The sequence below is a fragment of the Pseudomonas sp. MWU12-3088 genome (genome assembly GCF_023242405.1).
Classification (GTDB): Bacteria; Pseudomonadota; Gammaproteobacteria; order Pseudomonadales; family Pseudomonadaceae; genus Aquipseudomonas; species Aquipseudomonas kribbensis.
Genome location: NZ_JALJEA010000012.1, coordinates 39,215 through 60,659, shown reverse-complemented (window position 1 = coordinate 60,659; position 21,445 = coordinate 39,215). Strand labels below are relative to the sequence as shown.

7 protein-coding genes are annotated in these 21,445 nt (G+C 63.7%); 2 read left to right on the top strand and 5 right to left on the bottom strand.

Annotated features, from left to right (window positions below; all coding sequences use genetic code 11):
- The first annotated feature begins 1 nt into the window (after position 1).
- A complete protein-coding gene (locus M5B98_RS24250; protein ID WP_248744222.1) occupies positions 2–12,328 on the top strand; it encodes a non-ribosomal peptide synthase/polyketide synthase in 12,327 nt (4,108 codons plus the stop codon).
- A 74-nt stretch (positions 12,329–12,402) separates the two neighbouring features.
- Complete coding sequence (locus M5B98_RS24245) at positions 12,403–13,359, top strand: alpha/beta hydrolase (RefSeq protein ID WP_248744221.1); 957 nt, start codon at positions 12,403–12,405, stop codon at positions 13,357–13,359.
- A 65-nt stretch (positions 13,360–13,424) separates the two neighbouring features.
- Here M5B98_RS24245 and M5B98_RS24240 read toward each other — a convergent pair whose 3' ends face one another.
- The 5 genes from M5B98_RS24240 to pvdM form a co-directional block, all read right to left on the bottom strand.
- Positions 13,425–15,905 (bottom strand): TonB-dependent siderophore receptor, encoded by a 2,481-nt coding sequence (locus tag M5B98_RS24240; protein WP_248744220.1) that lies wholly within the window; start codon positions 15,903–15,905, stop codon positions 13,425–13,427.
- A 113-nt stretch (positions 15,906–16,018) separates the two neighbouring features.
- Positions 16,019–17,668 carry a cyclic peptide export ABC transporter gene (locus M5B98_RS24235; protein WP_085711964.1) on the bottom strand — a complete coding sequence of 550 codons (1,650 nt, stop codon included), beginning with the start codon at positions 17,666–17,668 and terminating at the stop codon, positions 16,019–16,021.
- 111 nt (positions 17,669–17,779) lie between these two features.
- On the bottom strand, positions 17,780–18,667 hold the full coding sequence (locus M5B98_RS24230; protein ID WP_085711965.1) for a formylglycine-generating enzyme family protein: 888 nt from the start codon (positions 18,665–18,667) through the stop codon (positions 17,780–17,782).
- Positions 18,668–18,704: 37 nt separating this feature from the next.
- Entirely contained in the window at positions 18,705–19,991 is a 1,287-nt protein-coding gene (locus M5B98_RS24225) for an aminotransferase class V-fold PLP-dependent enzyme (RefSeq protein ID WP_248744219.1), read from the bottom strand.
- Positions 19,988–21,358 (bottom strand): pyoverdine-tailoring dipeptidase-like protein PvdM, encoded by a 1,371-nt coding sequence (gene pvdM / locus M5B98_RS24220; protein WP_248744218.1) that lies wholly within the window; start codon positions 21,356–21,358, stop codon positions 19,988–19,990. Before pvdM ends, M5B98_RS24225 begins: the two co-directional genes overlap by 4 nt.
- Positions 21,359–21,445: the final 87 nt, after the last annotated feature.

Genomic DNA, 21,445 nt, shown 5'->3' with positions numbered 1-21,445 from the left:
CGTGCAAGAGTTAATCGAGTCGGTAGGACAACTTTCGGCTAAGCAAAGAAAGGCTCTGGCGGTTCTGCTCAAGCAGAAAGGCGTCAACCTCTTTGACATTGCCCCGGTTTTCAAGCGCACGGCCGAAGAGCCGCTGCTGCTGTCCTACGCCCAGCAGCGCCAGTGGTTTCTCTGGCAATGGGCGCCGCACAGCGCGGCCTACAACATTCCCACGGCCCTACGCTTGCAGGGGCCGCTGGATGTGTCCGCGCTGGAGCGCAGCCTTCAGGCGCTGATCGAACGACACGAAACCTTGCGCACGGTGTTCTCCCAGGAATCCGAGCAACCGCTGCAAACGATCCTGCCGGCAGGGTCGTTTGCACTGGAGACTTACCCGCTGAGCCCTGAGCTGGCGAGCGACCCGGATGCATCCATCCAGGCGTTCGTCCAGACCCAGAGCCAGAAGACTTTCGATCTGCAGCAAGGCCCGCTGTTGCGCGCGGCCCTGCTGCAGGTCAACCCGGACGACCACGTGCTGGTCCTGACCTTGCACCACATCGTCTCCGACGGCTGGTCGCTGCAAGTGATGATCGAAGAACTGGTGCAGCTGTATGCCGGTTTCAGCCTCGGTCACGACGCCGGCCTGCCGGCGCTGCCGATTCAATATGCCGACTACGCCTTGTGGCAGCGCCAGTGGATGGAGGCCGGTGAGCAGGCGCGGCAACTGGCCTACTGGCAGGAAAAACTCGGTGGCGAACAGCCGGTGCTGGAACTGCCGCTCGACCGCGCCCGCAGTGTCGATCAGAGCTTTGCCGGGGCCAGCCACAACCTGATTCTCGATGCGCAGTTGACCCAAGGCCTGAAAGCCTTCGCGCGGCAGGAAAACGTCACCCTGTTCGTCTTGCTGCTGGCGTCGTTCCAGGCGCTTTTGCACCGTTACAGCGGCCAGTCGGACATCCGTGTCGGCGTGCCGGTGGCCAACCGTGGCCGGGTGGAAATCGAGCGTCTGATCGGCTTCTTCGTCAACACCCAGGTGCTCAAGGCCGACATTGACAGCCAGACCCCGTTCGTCGAGTTGCTGCGTCAGGTCAAGCAGACCGCGCAGGAAGCCCAGGCCCATCAGGACCTGCCGTTCGAGCAGCTGGTGGAAGCACTGGAGCCGGGTCGCAGCCTGAGCCACAGTCCGCTGTTCCAGGTCATGTTCAACCATCAGGCGGAACGCCGCAGCAGTGTCGAAACACGCCTCAACGGCCTGAGCATCGAGCCACTGGAATGGCAGAGCCAGACCGCCCAGTTCGACCTGACCCTCAATACCACCGAACAGGCCCACGGCATCGAAGCGGTGCTCAAGTACGCCACCGACCTGTTCGACGCTACCACCATCGAGCGCCTGGCCCAGCACTGGAACGCGCTGTTGCAGGCCATCGTCGAAGATCCGTCGCGTTGCATCGGCCAGTTGCCGATGCTCGATGACGCGCGTCAGCAGCAGTTGTTGACCCAATGGAACCCGACCCGGGTCGAGCATCCGGTCGAGCAGTGCATCCATCAGGTGATCGAGGTCCAGGCCGAACGGCATCCCGAGGCGGTCGCCGTGACCTGTGCCGGGCAACGACTGACCTACGCCGAACTCAACCGCCGGGCCAACCAGTGGGCACATCGCTTGATTGCAAGCGGTGTCGGTCCGGATGTGCGGGTCGGTGTCGCGGTCGAGCGTTCGCTGGACATGATCGTTGCCATCGTCGCGGTGCTGAAGGCCGGCGGTGCCTACGTGCCGCTGGATCCGAGCTACCCGCAGGATCGTCTGAGCTACATGATCGAAGACAGTGGCATCGCGCTGCTGCTGACCCAAGGGCACTTGCAGGCGCAGCTGCCGATTCCGCCGGGACTTGCCTGCCTGGACCTGAGCCAGCCGCCGGAGCAGGGCAACAGCGAAAACCCGGTCTGCCGGACCACGCCGGACAACCTGGCGTATGTGATCTACACCTCCGGTTCGACCGGCAAACCCAAAGGCGCATTGCTGCCGCACAGCAACGTCATCCGCCTGTTCAGCGCCACCGACCACTGGTTCGGTTTCGGTCCGGACGACAGCTGGACGCTGTTCCATTCCTACGCGTTCGACTTCTCGGTGTGGGAGATTTTCGGTGCGCTGCTGTACGGCGGCAAACTGGTGGTCGTGCCGCACGACATCACCCGCTCACCGGAAGATTTCTACACGCTGCTGTGCGATGAAAACGTCACGGTCCTGAACCAGACGCCGTCGGCGTTCAAACCGTTGATGCAACTGGCCAGCGAGTCCTCGCGCGACAACGCGTTGCGTTATGTGGTGTTCGGCGGCGAAGCCCTGGAAGTGCAGAACCTGCGCCCATGGTTCGAGCGTTTCGGCGACTGCGCACCGACGCTGGTGAACATGTACGGCATCACTGAAACCACGGTGCACGTGACTTACCGTCCGCTGTCCATGGCCGACCTTGAGCAAAGCCACAGCAGCCCGATCGGCGAGCCGATTGTCGACCTGTCGTGGTACTTGCTCGACAACGCGCTGAACCTGGTGCCGCAAGGCTGCATCGGTGAGTTGTACATTGCCGGTGCCGGCCTGGCCCGGGGCTATCTGAATCAGCCGGGCATGAGCGCCACGCGTTTTGTTCCGGACCCGTTCAATCCGCAGGCCGGCGAGCGTCTGTATCGCACCGGCGACCTGGCGCGCCTGCGGGGCGACGGGGTGATCGAGTACATCGGTCGTATCGACCACCAGGTGAAGATCCGTGGATTCCGCATCGAGCTGGGGGAAATCGAAACCCAATTGCTCAAGCACCCGGCCGTGCGCGAAGCGGTGGTGCTCGCGGTGGAAGGCCCGAGCGGGCAGCAACTGGCGACCTGGATCGTGCCGAACGAGACGCTGGACGCCGATGCCGAGGCGACGTTGCGCGAGTCGATCAAGGCCCGGTTGCGCGATGACTTGCCCGATTACATGGTGCCGGTGAGCTGGGCATTCCTTGAACGCCTGCCGCTGACCGCCAACGGCAAGCTGGATCGCAAGCAACTGCCACAGCCGCAGGTCGTTCAGTCCCAGGAAGCCTACGCCGCGCCGCGCAATGAGCTGGAGCAGCAACTGGCCGCGATCTGGCAGGACGTGCTGAAGGTCGAGCGTGTCGGCCTCAACGACAATTTCTTCGAACTGGGCGGCGATTCGATCATTTCGATTCAGGTGGTCAGCCGTGCCCGTCAGGCGGGCATTCGCTTCACGCCCAAGGACATCTTCCAGCATCAGACCGTGCAGCGTCTGGCCACGGTGGCGCAGCAGAGCGACGGCGTGCTCGCGACCCAGGGCGATGTACTGGGCGAGGCGGTGCTGACGCCGATCCAGCAGTATTTTTTCCACAGCGATATTCCGGCGCGTCATCACTGGAACCAGTCGATCCTGCTGACCCCGGCCTCGCCGCTGGCGGCAGCACCGCTGGAGCAGGCGTTGCAGCATTTGCAACGGCACCATGACGCGTTGCGTCTGCGTTATCGCGACACCGGGGACGGCTGGCAACAGACTCACGCTGCAGCCGAACCGAGCGCGGAACTGCTGCGCACGGTCACCTTGCAGGACAGCGCGGCGTTGCCCGCGTTGTGCCAGGAATTGCAACGCAGCCTCGATCTGCACGACGGTCCGCTGATCCGTGCGGCGCTGGTGGATTTGCCGGACGCCAGTCAGCGCCTGTTGCTGGTGATCCATCACCTGGTGGTCGACGGGGTGTCCTGGCGGATCGTGCTGGAAGACCTGCAAACCGTTTATCAACAACTGACGTCGGGCCAGGCCGCGCGCCTGCCGGCCAAGACCACGGCGTACAAGGACTGGGCCGAGCGCCTGCAAAAGCATGCGCACAGTGCCGGGCTGGAAGCCGAGCTGGATTACTGGCGCGGGCAACTGGAAGGGGCCGTCGTCGAGCTGCCGCTGGACAACCCGCAAGGACAGTCGAGCAACCGTTTCGAGCGCAGCGTCGATACCCGTCTGGATGCCGAGCGCACCCGGCAGTTGCTGCAACAGGCGCCGGCGGTCTATCGCACTCAGGTCAACGACCTGCTGCTGACTGCGCTGGCCAAGGTGCTGTGCGAGTGGACCGGCGCCGACAGTGCCCTGGTGCAACTCGAAGGCCACGGCCGTGAGGACCTGTTCGACGATATCGACCTGAGTCGCACGGTGGGCTGGTTCACCAGCATGTTCCCGGTGCGCCTGACCCCGGGCGCCGGTTTCGAAGCCTCGATCAAAGGCATCAAGGAACAACTGCGCGCGATCCCCGACAAGGGCATCGGTTATGGTCTGTTGCGTTATCTGGGCAGCGCCGAAGCACAAGCCGCACTGGGCGGCGCAGCGCAGCCGAAAGTCACGTTCAACTACCTCGGCCAGTTCGACAACAACTTCGATGAGGGCGCGCTGTGGGTGCCGGCCACCGAAGACAAGGGCGCGGGGCAGGACGAACAGGCGCCGATGGCCAACACCCTGAGCATCGATGGCAGGGTTTACCAGGGGCAACTGAGCCTGACCTGGACTTACAGCGGCGACGTGTTCGAAGACTCGACGATTCATGCCCTGGCACGGGCTTACGAAGAGGCGCTGGCCGAGCTGATCGAGCATTGCCTGAGTCCTTCGAGCGGCGGCCTCACACCGTCCGACGTGCCGCTGGCCGGGTTGTCCCAGACGCATCTGGACAGCCTGCCGATCACTGCCCAGCGGATCGAAGACATCTATCCACTGGCGCCGATGCAGCAGGGGATTCTGTTCCACAGCCTCTACGACGCCGATGCCAGCGCTTATGTCTATCAGATGCTGCTGGACATCGAAGGGCTCGACGTGGCGCGTTTCCAGCAAGCCTGGCAGCGGGTCGTCGATCGTCACGAAGTGCTGCGTGCCGGTTTCATCTGGGGCCGCGACGGCCTCGATACGCCGCTGCAAGTCATCCACCGCCAGTTGACTCTGGAAATGCCGGAAGTGGACCTGCGCCACGAGCCGGATCAGGCCGTGGCCATGGAGGCCCGTGCACGGGCCGACCTGGAACGCGGGTTCGATTTGCAGAACCCGCCGCTGCTGCGTCTGTGCCTGTTGCGCACGGCTGATGATCGCCATCGTCTGATCTTCACCTGCCACCACATCCTGATGGATGGCTGGAGCAACTCGCGGATGTTCGGTGAAGTGCTGCAGGATTACGCCGGCCATCCGGTGCCGGGCGCGCAGGGGCGTTATCGCGACTTCCTGGCCTGGCTGCAGGGCCAGGACAAAACCGCCGCGCAGGATTTCTGGCGCGGGCAACTGGCCGAGCTGGACGAGCCGACGCGACTGGCCTCGGCGTGTCCGGGCAAGGTTCAGCCGGGCGCGGGCAAGGGTGTGCATCGCCTGACCTTCGACGCCGATTTCACCCGTCGCCTGAACAGCTTCTCCCGGCAGCAGCAAGTCACCCTCAACAGCCTGGTGCAGGCGGCGTGGCTGCTGATTCTGCAGCGCTACACCGGTCAGGCCACGGTCGCTTTCGGCGCCACGGTGTCCGGGCGTCCGGTGGACTTGCCGGGCATCGAGCAGCAACTGGGGCTGTTCATCAACACCTTGCCGGTGATCGCCAGCCCGCAGCCGGGCATCAGCGTGCGCGACTGGGTGCGCAGCGTGCAGGACAAGAACCTGCTGCTGCGCGACTTCGAACAGACGCCGCTGCAGGACATTCAGCGTCTGGCCGAACTCAATGGCGAAGCGCTGTTCGACACCTTGCTGGTGTTTGAAAACTACCCGGTTTCGGAGACGCTGGAAGCCAACCCGGGCGGCCTGCGTTTCGGTGGTCTGGAACACCGCGAGCAGACCAACTACGGCCTGACCCTGATCGCCGGTGCCGGCGAGGTGCTGAGTCTGGATTTCAACTACCTGACCGAGCAGTTTTCCGAGCGCGGCGTGGTCGGACTGGCCACGCACCTGGAAACCGTTCTGCAGCAGTTCCTCGACGCACCGCAGCGGTTGCTGGGTGAAGTCGCAATGCTGTCGAGTGCGGAGCACACCACGCTGGCGCAGTGGAACGACAACCACGCCGCTTACCCGTCGCAACGTCTGATTCATCAAAGCTTCGAGGCGCAGGTCCAGGCCCGTCCGCAGGCTGTGGCCCTGAGCCATGGCGGTGTGGCCCTGAGTTACGCCGAACTCAATCGCCGGGCCAACCAGTTGGCCCGTCATCTGTCGACGCTGGGCGTCGGCGCCGAGGTCCGGGTGGGCGTGGCGATGCCACGCTCGGCGGAGCTGGTGATTGCCTTGATGGCGGTGTTCAAGGCCGGTGGCACCTACGTGCCGCTGGATCCGGACTACCCGGCCGACCGCGTGGCGTACATGCTGGAAGACAGTCAGGCGAAGGTTCTGCTGACGCAACAATCGCTGCTGGCGCAACTGCCGCAGACCGACGCGCAGGTGGTGTTGGTGGAGGCGGGCGGCGTGGCCTTTGCCGATATCGCAAGCGACAACCTTGAGGTGCGGGCCGATTCGGCCAGTCTGGCCTACGTGATTTACACCTCCGGTTCCACCGGCAAACCCAAAGGCGTGGCGATTGCCCACCGTAACGTCCAGGCGCTGATCCACTGGTCCGCCGACGTCTACAGCGAGGCTGACCTGCAAGGCGTGCTGGCCTCGACGTCGGTGTGCTTCGACCTGTCGGTGTGGGAGATCTTCGTCACCCTCGCGCGCGGCGGTTCGATCGTCATGGCGCGCAATGCCCTGGAACTGCCGGACCTGCCGGAGCGCGATCAGGTGCGCCTGATCAACACCGTGCCGTCGGCTATCGCGGCCTTGCACCGCGCCGGACATATTCCGGATGGCGTGCGCATCATTAATCTGGCCGGCGAGCCGCTCAAGCAAAGTGTGGTCGACAGCCTGTACCGCGAGACGTCGGTCGAGCACGTCTATGACCTGTACGGGCCGTCGGAAGACACCACGTATTCGACCTGGACCCGCCGCGAAGCCGGCGGCCAGGCAAACATCGGCCGTCCTCTGGTCAACACCACGGCGTACCTGCTGGACGGGCAACTGCAAGCGGCACCGATCGGGGTGGCGGCCGAGCTGTATCTGGCCGGCGACGGCATCACTCGGGGCTACCTGTTCCGTCCGGGCCTGACCGCCGAGCGTTTTGTGCCGAACCCGGCCTCGACAACCGGCGAGCGGATGTACCGCACCGGCGACCTGACTCGCCTGGGCGACGACGGCCGGATCGAATACGTGGGGCGCATCGACCATCAGGTCAAGGTGCGCGGTTTCCGCATCGAACTGGGTGAAATCGAAGCGCGCCTGCTGGCCCATGACAGCGTGCGCGAAGGCGTGGTGCTGGCGGTGGACGGCCTCAGCGGCCAACAGCTGGTGGCGTATGTGGTGCCGGCCCATTCCGGCCTCAGCCTTCAGGAACAGGATGAACTGAGCGAATCGCTGCAGTCCGCCCTCAAGGCGCACCTGCCGGATTACATGGTGCCTGCGCAGTGGCTGTACCTCGACGCGCTGCCGCTGACCCCCAACGGCAAACTGGACCGTAAGGCCCTGCCGACACCGGACGTCAATCAGTCGGCCCGGGACTATGTCGCCCCGTCCACGGAACTCGAGCAGCAACTGGTCGTGGTCTGGCAAGACATCCTGAAGATTGACCGGGTCGGTGTGACCGATAACTTCTTCAGCCTGGGCGGCGATTCGATCATCTCCATCCAGCTGGTCAGCCGTGCGCGCCAGCAGGGCATCCGCTTTACCCCCAAGGATCTGTTCCAGCAGCAGACCGTGCAGAAACTGGCGATGGTGGCGTCGCTGGAGTCCGCGCAGCAGGCCGACGGTACGCCAGACAACTACCCGCTGGCGCGACTGGAGCAGGCGCAGCTCGATGCGTTGCCGGTGCCGGCGGATCTGATCGAGGACGTTTATCCGCTGTCGCCGATGCAGGAGGGCATGCTGTTCCACACGCTCTCGGACAATGGCAGCAGCCTCTACGTCAACCAGGTCAGCCTGCCGATCCAGGGCCTGGATGTGGAGCGCTTCCGGGGCGCCTGGGAGTTTGTGATCGATCGCCAGGCGATCCTGCGGACCAGTTTCCACTGGCAGGACGGGCTGGCCAAGCCGTTGCAAGTGGTCCATCGCCAGGCCCCGCTGCAAATGCAGGTGCTCGACTGGCGCGACCGTGAGGTCAGCGATGAGTTGATCGCCGGGTTCGCCAGCGATGATCGTGCCCTCGGCTTCGACCTGTCCCAGGCACGCCTGCAGCGAGTGACGCTGTTGCGCCTGAGCGATGACCGCTATCAGATGATCTGGACCAGCCACCACATCCTGATGGACGGCTGGAGCAGCTCGCGGCTGTTCGGCGAAGTCTTGCAGTACTACTCCAAGGGCAAGGTCAGCGGTGAGAACGGTCGTTACCGCGACTTCATCGCCTGGTTGCAGGCACAGGACCAGGACGCGCAGGAGCTGTTCTGGAAAGCGCGTCTGGCGGCGGTCAACGAGCCGACGGCGTTGAGTCAGGCGATCCATCCGCGCCATTCGGCCGATGTCTCCGGCCACGACGCGATCTACTCGAACTGGGATCAGGCGCAAACCGCGCGTCTGCTGCAGTTCTGCCGCGACCTGCGCATCACCCCCAACACCTTGATTCAGGGTGCCTGGCTGTTGCTGTTGCAGCGTTACACCGGGCAGCGCACGGTCACATTCGGTGCCACGGTTTCGGGACGTCCCGAAGGGCTGGCGAACGTCGGCAACATGCTGGGGCTGTTCATCAACACCTTGCCGATCATCCAGACGCCGCAGGCCGATCAGCGTCTGGCGGACTGGCTGGGCGACGTGCAGGCCTACAACCTGGACATTCGTGACTATTCCCAGGCGCCGCTGGCCGATGTGCAGCGCTGGTCCAACCTCGGTGGCCAGGCGCTGTTCGACAGCATCATCGTGTTCGAGAACTTCCCGATCGATGATCGCCTGCAAGAAGAAAACGACACCGACCTGACCTTCGGCAAATCCATCGGCCACGGCGTGACCAACGTACCGATGGACCTGGCGGTGATGCTCGGTGACGAGCTGTCGATCGAGTACCTGTACCTGCGCAGCCACTTCAGCGCCGAGGCCGTGGAAGGCATTCGCCTGACGCTGGAAAACACCCTCGAAGCGATGATGCGTGCGCCTTACGAGCGACTGGGCAATCTGCAGCGCCTGTCGAACGAGCAGTGGCAGGTGATCCAGGCCTGGAGTGCCGAACCGGTCTCCAGCCACGAGCCGGTGTTGCTGCCGCAGCTGATCAGCCGGCATGCGCAGCAGCAGCCAGAGGCTATCGCCCTGCAGTGCGCCGGATTGAGCCTGAGCTATGCCGAACTCGAACAGCGGGCCAATCGTCTGGCCCACTGCCTGACCGAACACGGGGCGGGCCCGGAAGTGGTGATCGGCGTGGCGCTGCCGCGTTCGCTGGAGATGGTCGTCAGCTTCCTCGCCGTGCTCAAGAGCGGTGCGGCGTACGTGCCGCTGGACATCGATTATCCGCCTGAGCGACTGGCGTACATGATCGAGGATTCGGGCATGGCCCTGTTGCTGACCCAGAGCAGCCTGCGCGCCACGTTGCCGGCGCCCGAGGGACTGCTGCGCCTGGAAATCGATCATCTCGACGAGACCCGTTACCCCGATCACGCACCGGTCTGCCGCGTTCAGGAGCAGGGGCTGGCGTATCTGGTCTACACCTCCGGTTCCACCGGTCGGCCAAAAGGCGTTGCGGTCACGCAAGGGCCGTTGAGCATGCACTGTCAGGCCATCGCCGAACTGTACGAAATGGACGCCAGTAGCTGCGAGCTGCACTTCATGTCATTCGCCTTCGACGGTGCCCATGAACGCTGGTTGAGCACGCTCTACAGCGGTGGCCGTCTGGTGATTCGCGACGGTTGCCTGTGGACGCCGGAGCAGACCTACGCCGCCCTGCATGAGTATGGCGTCACCATCGCCTGCTTCCCGCCGGCCTATCTCAAGCAGTTGGCGGAGTACGCGGCGGCCAGCGGCATCGCACCGCCACCGGTGCGCATCTACTGCTTCGGCGGCGATGCGGTGCCGGACCAGACCTTCGAACAGGTGAAAGCGGCCCTGCGTCCCGAGTATTTCACCAACGGTTATGGCCCGACGGAAACCGTGGTCACGCCGATGCTCTGGAAGGTGCCGGTCAGCCAGCATTGTGAAGCGGCTTATGCACCGATCGGGCGTGCCGTCGGCGCGCGTTCGCTGTACGTGCTGGACGAAGATCTGAACCCGCTGCCGCCAGGTTTTGCCGGTGAGCTGTACATCGGCGGTTACGGGGTTGCCCGTGGTTACCACGGTCGTGCGGATCTGACCGGCGAGCGCTTCGTGCCCAATCCGTTCGCGGCCGGCGAGCGCCTGTATCGCAGCGGTGACCTGGTGCGCTTGCGTCAGGACGGCGTGGTCGATTACGTCGGGCGCATCGACCATCAGGTCAAGGTGCGCGGTTTCCGCATCGAGCTGGGTGAAGTCGAGGCCAGCCTGCGTCAACTGGAGGGGGTGACCGATGCGCTGGTGATTGCCCGAGACAATGCGTCCGGCAAGCAACTGATCGGTTATGTCGTGACGCCAACCGGAGAAGATGTGGGCGATGAGCTGAAGGCCGGGCTGCGCGCCTCGCTGCCGGAGTACATGGTGCCGGCGCAGATTGTCTGCCTGAGTGCTTTCCCGGTCACGCCCAACGGCAAACTCGACCGCAAGGCGCTGCCGGAGCCGGACTTCAAGAGCGAGGAATATGTCGCCCCGCGCAACGAGCAGGAAACACTGCTGGCCGAGATCTGGGCCCAGGTGCTGCAAGTCGAGCAGGTGGGCATCACGGATAACTTCTTCGAACTGGGCGGCGACTCGATCCTCAGTCTGCAGGTCATTTCCCGGGTCAGGAACCACCCGACCTTGCAGATGGAACTGAAGCTGCGCGATCTGATGCGCTATCAGACCATCGCCGGCATCGTCGAACAGAACGTGACGAAGGAGGGCGCCGGACAGCCGCTGGTGGACGTCACGCAAGTGGCGGGCGAGGGGTTGTTCAATCTGTTGCCGATCCAGGAGTGGTTCTTCGCCGAGGGCATGCCCGAAGCCCATCACTACAACCAGTCACTGCTGTTGAGTGCGCGTCAGCCACTGGATCTGGATGCGCTCGAACAGGCCCTGGGCTGGATCGAGCAACACCACGACTCGCTGCGCCTGCGCTTCACTCAGGAGGGCGGGCGCTGGCTGCAACGTTACTGCACCGCCAGCGAACAGGGCGATGCGGTGCTCTGGCGCCGTGAAGCCGAGAATAGCGAACAGGTCGAAGCGCTGGCCAACCTCGCCCAGCGCAGTCTGAAGCTGGACGACGGGCCGGTCTGGCGGGTGATGCATGTCGCCCTGCCTGACGGTCAGGCGCGACTGCTGGTGGTGATTCATCACCTGGTGGTCGACACCGTGTCCTGGCGGATCCTGCTCGATGACCTGAAAACCGCTTATGAAGCGTGTGTGCAGGGTATGACGCCGCAACTGCCGATTCGTACCAGCAGCTATCGCTCGTTTGCCGAAGCCTTGCAGGCCCGGGCCCCGGCGATTGCCGAGCAGGAACTGGCGTACTGGCTGGAGCAGCTGGATCAGCCGGGCGTCGATCTGCCGTGCGACAACTACCGTGGCAGGAACCAGGTGCGCCAGCAGGCGCAGGCGCGGCTCAAGTTGTCCCGCGAGCACACCGAACAATTGCTCAAGCAGGCGCCGGCGGTCTATCGCACGCAAATCAACGACCTGCTGCTGTCGGCACTCGGTCGGGCGCTGTGCCGCTGGAGCGGCCAGCCATCGGCGCTGATTCTGCTGGAAGGGCACGGCCGCGAGGATCTTTTCGAGTCCATCGACCTGAGCCGCAGCCTTGGCTGGTTCACCAGCATGTTCCCGGTACGGTTGCGTCCGGACAGCGACGATATCGGACGTTCGATCATCGACGTACAGGCGCAACTGGCGGCGGTGCCGCAGAAGGGCATCGGGTATGGCGTGCTGCGTCATCTGGCGGGCGCCGAAGTGTCCCGGCAACTGGCGGACCTGCCGCAGGCGCGGGTGACGTTCAACTACCTGGGGCAGTTCGACCAGAGCTTCGACGAGCAGGCCCTGCTGGTGCCGGCGCTGGAAGAAACCGGTGACAACTACAGCCTGAAGGCGAACCTGGGCAACTGGCTGGAAATTGTCGGCCAGGTGTATGACGGCCAGTTGGCGTTGCGCTGCATCTACAGCAGCCAGCGTTACCGGGCCGGCACCATGGACGCCTTGATGCAGGATTACCAGCGTGAACTGGAAGCGCTGATCGAGCATTGCATGGCGCGTGTGGGCTGACCCTCGCACGCTGGATCATTTTGGGGGGCGTTGCCGAGGCGCGCCCCTTTTTTGCTGATACAAGGATCTTCGCGATGTCGTTACACCCTGATCTGGAAGCCTTTCTCGACCTGGCCCAAGACAGCCAGGAGGCCGGTCTGCCGGCGCTGCACCAAATGACCCCGGCCCAGGCCCGGGATACCTTCGAACAGACCACCGCGCAGTTGCGCTGGACGGCGCCCGAAGACCTGGACGTGCAAGCCATCAGCGCGACCGCTCGGGACGGTGCGCCTCTGGCGCTGCGCCTGTATCGCCCGCACGGTGAGTCAGCGCCAATGCCGGTGCTGGTGTATTTCCACGGTGGCGGGTTTGTGGTCGGGAGCCTGGATTCCCATGACGGCGTGTGCCGCGAGTTCTGCCGGCGCACGCCGTGCGCGGTGCTCTCGGTGGGCTATCGACTGGCGCCGGAACACCGTTTCCCGACGGCGCTGGAAGACGGTGAGGACGCCTTGTCGTGGCTGGCCGAACACGCGGCTTCGTTGGGCCTTGACCCGGGCCGGGTCGCGTTCGGCGGTGACAGCGCCGGGGCCACGCTGGCCACTGTGCTGGCGGTGCAAGCGGTGGTCCAGCCGCACACCGTGGCCATCGCGCCCAAGGCTCAGTTGTTGTGCTATCCGGTCACCGACGCCTCGCGTGCCCATGATTCGCGGGCCTTGTTCAGCGAAGGCTATCTGCTCGAAGACGAGACGCTGGACTGGTTTTATGGGCATTACGCGCGCACTCCGGAAGATTATCTGGACTGGCGTTTCTCGCCGTTGCTGGCCGACGATCTGCGGGGTGTCGCCCCGGCCATTGTGGTGCTGGCCGGGTTCGATCCGCTGCTCGATGAGGGGCAGGCGTACGTCGACAAGTTACGTGAGCACGGTGTGAGCGTCGAGCTCGAACACTGCCCGGGGCTGACGCATGACTTGCTCAGACTGGCGTCGGTGATGCCCGATGTCCTGCAGGTACACGAAACCCTGGGCCGGGCGCTGCATCGCGCCTTGAACTGAGTCACAGACCCGATCGCAGGCCAAAAAAAACCCCGCAATGCGGGGTTTTTTCATGGGCGCTGCAATCAGAAGTCGGCTTTGACCGACATCACGAAGTTGCGCGGATCGCCATAGAAGTTACCGAAACCTTCGGTGCCCACAGTGGCGTAGTAGCGTTTGTCGAACAGGTTGTTGCCGTTGAGGGCGACGGACCAGGTGTCATCGATACGGTAGCCGATGCGACCGTTCCAGACCGCGTAACCCGACTGGGTGATGTTGTCACCGCCCAGTGGCGAGGTGCGGTAGTTGCCGCTCTGGGCGTTGACGCCGGCACCGATGGTGACGCGATCCAGAGGGCCGCTCAGGCTGTAGTCACCCCAGACGCGCAGCAGGTGGCGCGGCACGTAGGAGTTGTAGACCACGCCGTCCTGGGTGGCGTCGGCATCTTCCAGCACTTTGGTCTGGGTGTAGGTGTAGCCGGCCAGCAGTTGCAGGCGATCGATCACTTCACCGCTGACTTCCGCTTCGAAGCCCTGGGCGCGGACCTTGCCGGAGTTCAGCGAGCAGGAGCTGTCTTCGCAGCGCGGGTCATCCTGGGCCGCATCTTTCTGAATGGTGCGGAACAGGTTGAAGGAGCTGTTCAGGCGACCGTCGAACCACTCGCCCTTGATCCCCAGCTCGTAGCTCTGGCCGATCAGCGGTTTGAGGGTGCCGCCGTCGATGGTCTTGTAGCCGCCCTGCGGGGTGAAGATATCGGTGTAGCTGGCATACGCGGTCAGGTTGTCGTTGAGATCGAACAACAGCCCGGCAAACGGGGTGACCTGTCCGGTTTCGGTGGACTTGGTGTTGACCGGGGTGCCTTCGCCGCGGAAGTACTGCACGGAGTCGGAGTCGGACTTGTACCAGCTGACACGGCTGCCCAGTACGAAGGTCAGTGGGTCGGCCAGTTTCAGGCGGGCGGTGGAGTAAACGCCGTATTGCTTGATGCTGATGTCTACCGGACCGCCCCGGGAGGCATTGGCCAGGTAGTAGCTTTCGTCAGGCTTGGGCAGGTGATGGTTCGGGTCCAGCACGTTCTGGCGCTGTGGCAGGGCCGCCACGGCGTAGAAGTCATCCTTGCGGGAGCGGCTGGCGTTGGCGCCGACGGTGATTTCGTGCTGCTGGCCGAACGCGTCGAATTTGCCGTCCACGTAGGCATCGAAGCCGTAGTCGGTCTGCTCGTAGTCGTAGATGCTCCCCAGCATCAGCGTGTTGGAGCGGGTGGCGCCGACCGGTACCGCACCGCTCGGGAACGCGTATTCCATGTCCTGGGTGTTGCGCGAGAAGACCCCGGCCACCTTCAGGGACCAGTCGTCGTTGAACTGGTGTTTCACGTCGCCGAAGTAGGTGGCGCGTTTGCTGCGCTGGTTGTTCCACGAGGTGTTCAGGCAGGTGGAGCGCTTGAGGTGCAGGTCGGAGCCGTCGGCGTAACGCGGCAGACCGCCCCAGCAAGGTGTGGCGTCGACGTCTTCATAGGCCATGCCCAGGCCCAGCGTGGTGTCGGGGTTGAGGTCGAAGTCCAGGGCGCCGTAGTAGATCTGGTCCTTGCGGCTGGCCACGTCATAAAAGTACTGACGGGTCTGCTGGGTGACCACGGCGCGGCCACGGATGGTGCCGGCGTCGTTCAGCGGGCCGCCGGTGTCGACCTGACCGCGATAGTTGTCCCACGAGCCTGCCGAAAGCGACAGTTGGGTGTGCGGGGTGTCCTGGCCGCGCTTGCGCACGAAGTTGACGCCACCGGCCGTACCGCCTGCGCCTTTCATCATGCCGGCGGCACCGCGCAGCACTTCGACGCGGTCATAAATGGCCATGTCGCTGTTGAAGCTGTCGGCCTGTACGTAGCTGCTGCCGATGTCCAGCGGTACGCCGTCGTACTGGTACTGGCCGCTCATGCGGAAACCGCGGGAGTAGAAATACTTGCCGCCCATGGGCGAATCGTAAACGGTGATGCCCGGGGTCTTTTCCATCACTTGTTCGATGGTGTTGAGGTTCTGGTCATCCAGCATCTTGCGGGTCATGACCGTGACCGACTGCGGGGTCTCCTTCAGCGAATGCACGCCCTTGCCGATGGTCACGCCGCCGGTGGTGTAGGAGTTGCTGCCTTCGGTGGTCTCTGTCAGGCGCTGGCCGTTGATGTTGGTCGGTGCCAGTTCCATCGCGCTGCCGGTGGCGGGTGCCAGCAGGGTCACGGTGTTGCCGTCACGCTGATGACGGATGCCGGTGCCCTTGAGCATGGCCGCGATTGCGCTGTCGTCTGCGTATCGGCCGCTGAGGGCGGTGGAACGCAGGCCTTGCAGGCTTTCCGGGCTGTAGATGATCTGCAGGCTGGTCTGCTGACCGAGCGATTGCAGGGCCTGGGCCAGTGGCTGCGCCGGGATGTTCAGGGTCCATTCCTGGGCCTGGACATACGGGGTGACGGCCAGCGTCATTGCCAGTCCAAGGCCAGTGGTGGCCAGGCGAGAGCGGGTGGCACCGTGCATGAGCAGGGCTCGGGTCAGTGGTCGAAGCATGAAGCGGGATGCGGACATGTGATTAAGACCTTGGCAGGTATAGTTGTTAATGGTTCTTATTTGTCTGATTGAGACGAGGAAGCCGCGGTAAACCGGAAATATTTTTTCCGGTCTGGCCGCGGCTTCATCGATCAAGCGGTTTGCAGTTCGCTTTTGACCTTCCCGGCCTCCATGCGCACCAGTTGATCGGCGACGTCGAAGTAACGGTCATCGTGGGAAATCACGATGATGGTCTTGCCCAGCCGTTTCAGGTCGGGCAGCAGTTCGGTGTAGAAAATCCGCCGGAATGTCGGGTCCTGGTCGGCGGCCCATTCGTCGAACACCAGCACCGGACGCTCTTCGAGCCAGGCATTGACCAGCGCCAGGCGCTTGCGTTGGCCGGTAGACAGGTCGGTGGTGCTGAAGGCGCCGTCACGCACGCTGACCTTGTGCGCGATCTCCAGCCGTTCGAGGTAGCGGGTGGCGTCCTGCGGCACTTCGCGGTCACCCTGGATCAGGTCGTCGAACAGGTAGTAGTCGGCAAAGATCGTGGTGAAGTTCTGTCGATAGTCGTCGCGGTTGAGGGCGGTGATCGGCTGGCCGTTGACCCGGATTTCACCTTCGGTGGGCGCATACAGGCCCAGCAGGAGTTTGATCAGGGTGGTCTTGCCACAACCGTTTTCACCGACGATGAACACGATGTCGCCTTGTTCGATGCGCAGGTTGACCGGCCCGAGGCGGAACGGCTCGCTGCCGGGGACGGGCGGGAAGGCGTAGCGCACGTTGTTCAGTTCCAGGTGGCTGACCACGCCGGGTTTGCTGCCGTGATCTTCCAGCAACAGGTGGGGCTCAGGCGAGGAGAACTGCTCGCTCAGTTCGGCAATCCGGCGGAACGCGATCTGTGCGCGGCTGATGATCGGCAGCGTGCCGACCAGATGTTCCAGCGGGCCTTTCATGTACAGCAGCACCAGCACGAAGCCGCTCATCACCGCTTGGTCACCGCTCGGCCAGAACGATTGCAGGGCGAGCGCCATGCCGATCACCACGAAGAACAGCATCGAACCGAACGACTTGGCGATCACGAAGGTGTTGATGGAGCGGATCTGGGTGTCGCAGATCTTTTCCGCGGTTTTCTGGATGCCCGACACAAACATGCGCTGGCGGCGCGGACGGTGGATGCGCAGTTCCTTGGCACCTTCGGCAATCGCGTTGTAGTGCTTTTGCAGTTCGTCCTCGGAGTCGCGCGCGGCGTAGAAACCGCGCATGCCCTTGGCCCGGGCAATCGCCTGGATGGTGGTGCCGATCGCTATCGCCACCAGCATCATCAGGAACATCGGCCAGGACAGCATGGCCAGGTAGCCGAGGCAGCCCAGGGTCACTGTCATGGAAATGGCCAGCGGCGCGAACGCAAAGGCGAAGTCGCTGATGGTGTCCACGTCATGGGTCAGCACGGGGATCAGACGATGGCTGCGGTAGCGCTCGATCTGGTCGATCGGCGCCGACAGCACCTTCTCCCCCAGCTCCTTGCGCAGGCGGGCGATGATGTGTTGACCGACATAGTTGGTGCCGATGTCGGACAGGATCGTGGTCAGCAAGGCCAGGGCGCACAGCCCGGCGAAAATCATCACCACGGTGCGGGTCAGCCCGTCGGACGAGTGCAAGGCGTTGTTGATGGTCGCCAGCAGCACGGTGACGCTCAGGCCGCCGATCATGCCGAGCACGATGGACACGCAGACAATCAGGCGGAAGGGCTTGAGCAGGGCGAACAATTCGTTGATCGCCCCACGCGTTGGCTTGGTCATGGAGGATTCCTGCTTCGGTGCGGAGGGAGTGCCGGTATGTAAGGAAAACGAATGGTCACGGGGTTTCTTTAACAACGACCGCAGACGGGCTGCGGTCGCCGACAGGCCGGATCAGAGGTCGCGCACTACGCGAAAACCGAGCCAGTCGCCCTTGCTGGTCGGCCAGCTGCTGTTGCGGTTGCCGGAGCGGGAAAACACCGGTGCTTCGCCCCAGTCGTTGCCGCGCATGACCTGGCGTTCGCAGTTCTCCTGGGTCCATGGACGGCCGTCGTCGGGCACGCCGGAGTAATCCTTGTGATAGCAGTCGGCGGTCCACTCGTAGACATTGCCGTGGGCGTCGTACACGCCAAAGGCGTTGGCCGGGAAGGTGCCGGCCGGGGAGGTGAAGTTGTAACCGTCGGCGGCGCCGTAGGTATTGGCGTGCTTGGAGATCTGGTAATCGCTGCCTTCATCGAACGGGAAGGGGAACGGGCCGGTGCTGCCGCCACGGGCCGCGTATTCGCGGATCGACTCGCTCGGCAGGCGATAGCTGTGGCCGGTCTTTTTCGACAGCCAGTCGATGTAGCCCTGGGCTTCGGCGACGTTCATGCACACGGCCGGATCGCGTTTTGTCTGCTTGAATTCTGGCTTGCCGGCGGTGCAGCGACGGCCCGGGCGATCATCGAAGTCATAGGGCTTGGCGCCGGTCTCGCGGACATAGGCGTCCCACTCGCCGACGAGCACTTGAAAGCGGCTGATGGCGAATGGTCGGGTGAAGGTCACTTGATGGCGCGGACCTTCGTCGGGTTCGCGGCCGACTTCGTCGTCCGGTGTGCCCATGGTGAAACTGCCGGTCGGCAGGACCACCATTTCCGGGCAGTCCTTGCAGTCCTTGAACACCTTGCCGGGGGCCGGCGGGGTGGCGGCCGAGGCAGTGCCGGGCAGAAGGGCCGCGCACAGGGCGGTCAGGGCCAGGGCGGGCAACGCCTTGAAGGCGGTTGAGGCGTGAGGCTTTTTCATGGGTCGTCTCTGTGTAAAGGAAACCGGGGCGCAGGGTTCAGGCGCGCAGCGTTTTGCCCAGCAAATCGAGGAAACGGTCTACTTCGGCTTCGGTGTTGAGCAGGCCGGGCGCGGTACGGATCACCGGGCCGACGTCGCGGCTGACCGCATCGCAGACCACGCGGTTTTTCATCAGGCGGGCGGCGATGTCATCGCTGTCGCGACCCATGACCCGGAAGAAACTGAAACCGGCCGAGAACTTCGGATCGACCGGCGTTACCAGTTCGATTCCTGGCTGTTCCTGCAAACGCTGTTTCAGGTAACTGTTGAGCTGATGGATGCGGGCCTGCACGTCGGCCTTGCCCAGTTGCAGGTGCAGCTTGAACGCTTCGTCCACCGCCCAGCGGTGTTCGAAGGCGTGATAGCCGCCCGGCGTCATGGTGTTGGCGAAGGTCGTGGCTTCGGAAAAAGTCGGCACGCTGGGGCTGACGTATTTCACTTCGTCGCTGCGACTGCAGACGATGCCGGTGCCACGGGGGCCGAACATCCATTTGTGCGTGCCGGCGATGAAGAAGTCGCAATTCATCTGCGGGAAATCCAGGTCTTCGACGCCGAAACCGTGCACGCCGTCGACCACGTAAATGATCCGGTCCTTGTCGTCCCGATTCCGGTTGTGTTCGTCGACGAGGCGGCCGATGTCGCTGATCGGCAGTTTCACGCCGCTGCCCGAATGCACCCAGGTCATGCCGAGGACGCGGGTTTCGGAGCGGATATTGCGATTGATAGTGTCGAGCACCTGATCCATCGACACGTCTTGCGGGTTCTCGAACAACTTGAGTTTGCGCACCCGGGTGCCGTCGCGGGCGGTGCGGAAATCGAGGATGTTGCGGGTCGAGTAATGCTCGTGAACCGTGGTCAGGATCTCCTGGTCCGGGCGCACCTGCACGCTGCCGTAGATCATTGCCAGACCTTCGGTGGTGCTGCCGGTGAGAGCGATCTGGCTCGGCCTGGCCTGCAGGTATTTACCGGCCCAGACCCGCACGTTCTCCTCGCGTTTTTCGGTGACGCCCAGATCCCAGTCCATGGCCAGGCCCGGATTGCGGTCGATGTCTGCGCGGTAGCGAGCGATGGCTTCACGCACGGGTCTTGGGTGGGAGGTGACGAGGAAGTTGGCGAAGTGGATCGACTGCGGATCCTGTTCGAACATCCCGCGCAGGGTCGCCCATTTGTCTTGCGGCGAGGCCTGCGGATCGGCCGCCCGGGCCGGTGCAGCCAGGCTGACGCCCAGCGGCAGGGTGGCCGCCAGTACGCCGGCCTGTTTCAGGAAAGTGCGGCGGTCGGTCATGGTCGGGTCGTGTCCTGGCGCGAGAGCAGCGCGGGTTTGGCGGCTTTCTGTACCTGTTCCCAGACCCGCAGGAAGTTGCCGCCCCACAGCTTGGCGATGTCCGCTTCGGAGTAACCGCGCTGGATCAGTTCGGCGGTGACGTTGCGGATCTCGCCGACGTTCTCCCAGCCCTTGATGCCGCCGCCGTCGTTGAAGTCGGAAGAGATGCCGACGTGGTCGATACCGATCTTGCGCACGGTGTAGTCGATGGCGTCGCCGAGATCCTTGAGGGTGGCTTTCGGTTCTTCTTCGAGAATCCCGTACAGGCCGCTGGCGTACTGGCCGAGTTTCTGTTCCGACCAGGCGGTGATGATCGGGTCGCCCGGCATCAGGGCCATGGCCAGGTTCGGCAGAGGCGGCAGATCGAAACGTGCACGCAGCGCGTTGAGCTTGTCCTGGGTGCCCTGGGTCAGTGGCTTGAGATATTGCGAGAAGCCGACCACCTGCACCACGCCGCCGCTGTTCTTGATCAGCTGCAATTCCTTGTCGCTGAGGTTGCGCGGAATGTCCACGGCCGCTCTCGGCGCCGAGTGCGAAGCCACCAGCGGCGTGCGGCTCAGTTGCGCGACCTGTTCCAGGCCCTTGGTCGACATCTGCGAGACATCGATGATCACGCCCAGGTCGTTGAGGCGGTGCACGGCCTGTTTGCCGATGTCGGAGAGACCGTCGAGCGCATCCGGGGAATCATTGAAAAACGGCAGCGGGCGCGAAGAGTCCGCCCAGCTGTTGTTGCCGATGTAGCTGAAGCCGAACATGCGCATGCCACGACCGGCCCACAGGTCCAGTTTGCTCAGATCGTTACCCAGCGGGTAGGCGTTGAGCATGCTGATGAAGATCGCGAACTTGCCTTCGCCGTGCAGTCGGCGGAAATCGTCGGGGGTGTAGGCGATGCCGACCTGATTGGGAAAGTCGCGCACCAGCCCGGAAATGATCTTGTAACGCACCTCCTGCTGATTGCGCGCCTCTTCGACGAAACCGTCGGTAGGGCGGTGCGGCGCGTTGGGACCGTTCCACATTTCCGGCCAGCCGAACACGGTCAGTGCCGCGCCGGACAACCGTCCACGATTGGCCTTGATCAGGTCGAACTGCCCGGAGCCGTCCTTGTCGGCTTCATTGCCGTGAGCGCCGAAACTCAGGGGCACGGTGATGTGGCTGTCGAACGACAGGATCCGGTCCTGCAGTTCGGTGGCCTGTTTCATCACCTTGACCGGGTAGCCGGGGTTGTCCCTGAACCAGTAATCCCAGGCCAGGAAGCCTGCGCCGGCACTGATTGCCATGGCCAGCGGCAGGCCAATGTATAGAGCCTTTTTCGAACGCGGTTTTGTCATTGCCATCTCATTCAGGTTCGCCGTCGAGTTACAGGCGCAGGGGCCTTTGCTATCTGGGAGGAACGACTGAGGCGGCAAAGAATTTAG